1 protein-coding gene and 1 pseudogene are annotated in these 1,294 nt (G+C 67.2%); one reads left to right on the top strand and one right to left on the bottom strand.

Annotation, left to right across the window (positions count from 1 at the left end):
* The first annotated feature begins 84 nt into the window (after nucleotides 1-84).
* A protein-coding gene (locus ACWDVB_RS40290) for an IS5 family transposase (protein WP_451612071.1) occupies nucleotides 85-884 on the top strand; the annotation gives its coding sequence in 2 pieces (ribosomal slippage) (nucleotides 85-420 and nucleotides 423-884; 798 coding nt in all).
* 48 nt (nucleotides 885-932) lie between these two features.
* Here ACWDVB_RS40290 and ACWDVB_RS40285 read toward each other — a convergent pair.
* Nucleotides 933-1,294, bottom strand: a pseudogene (locus ACWDVB_RS40285) (hypothetical protein); the annotation flags it as partial.

Raw genomic sequence — 1,294 nt, 5'->3', positions numbered from 1 at the left:
GACGCCTCATCGCACCAAGCGAAACGGCGAGGTTAAGACGTCATCTCATTTGGCAGCCCGGGTAGGCTGTCGGCCGTGGTGGGGATCGTTGAGCGGCTGGTGCCGGACGAGTTGTGGGAGTTGTTCCAGCGAGTGGTGCCGGAGGCGCCGGTGCGGCCTCAAGGTGGTGGCCGTCGTCGGCACGGTGACCGGGAGGTGCTGGCCGCGATCGTGTTCGTGGCCACGTCTGGCTGCACGTGGCAGCAGTTGCCGAAGTCGTCGTTCGGGCCATCGGGTGCCACGGCCCATCGACGCTTCGCAGAGTGGACGAAGGCCAGGGTGTGGGCCAAGCTTCATCGCCTGATCCTGGACGAACTCGGCTCCCGCGGCGAGCTCGACTGGTCCCGCTGTGTGATCGACTCGGTGAACATGCGGGCCCTGAAAAGGGGGGCCTGACGGGCCCGAATCCTGTCGACCGGGGCAAGTACGGGTCGAAGATCCACTTGATCACCGAGCGGACCGGTCTGCCCTTGTCCGTCGGGATCTCGGGGGCGAACCTGCACGACAGCCAGGCCCTGATCCCGCTGGTGAAAGGCATACCGCCGATCCGCTCTCGCCGCGGCCGACGACGGCGCAAGCCGGGCAAGCTCCACGCCGACAAGGGATACGACTACGACCACCTGCGGCGATGGTTACGGCAGCGCGGGATCACCCACCGCATCGCCCGCAAGGGAATCGAGTCCTCGCAGCGGCTGGGCCGCCACCGGTGGACCATCGAACGCACCATGTCCTGGCTCGCCGGCTGCCGTCGTCTGCACCGCCGCTACGAACGCAAGGCCGAGCACTTCCTGGCCTTCACCGCCATCGCCTGCACCCTCATCTGCTACCGCAGACTCACCAAATGAGATGACGTCTTAGACCGTGTCCTATGTGGTGATCGCTCGTTGGGCTGTCTATGGGGCGGGGTACATGGAGTTGGATTGTTCCGGACGGGCTGTGGGAGATCGCCGAGCCGCTGATCCCTCCGTCGAAGGTGCGGCCGCAGGGCGGCAGGCGGAGCCGCCCAGGCACTCCCGGTAGAGCTGGATGTGGGCGCCCATCTGGTTCAGCGCGGAGGTGAAGCCCAGGCGCGACTCGTACACCGTCTCGTGGACGATGGACAGGCCGGACGCCTGCGTCAGGGCGACGACCAGCGGCTGCTGCCAGTCGGTCTGGAAACCGGGGTGTACGTCGGTCTCCAGGGCGATCGCGTTGAGCGGGCCGCCCGGGTGCCAGAAGCGGATGCCCTCGTCGTCGATCTCGAAGGCGCCGCCGA

It is taken from the genome of Streptomyces sp. NPDC003379, from assembly GCF_053589195.1.
The sequence above is the reverse complement of the archived record's forward strand: the minus strand, read 5'-3'. Positions and strand labels throughout refer to the sequence as shown.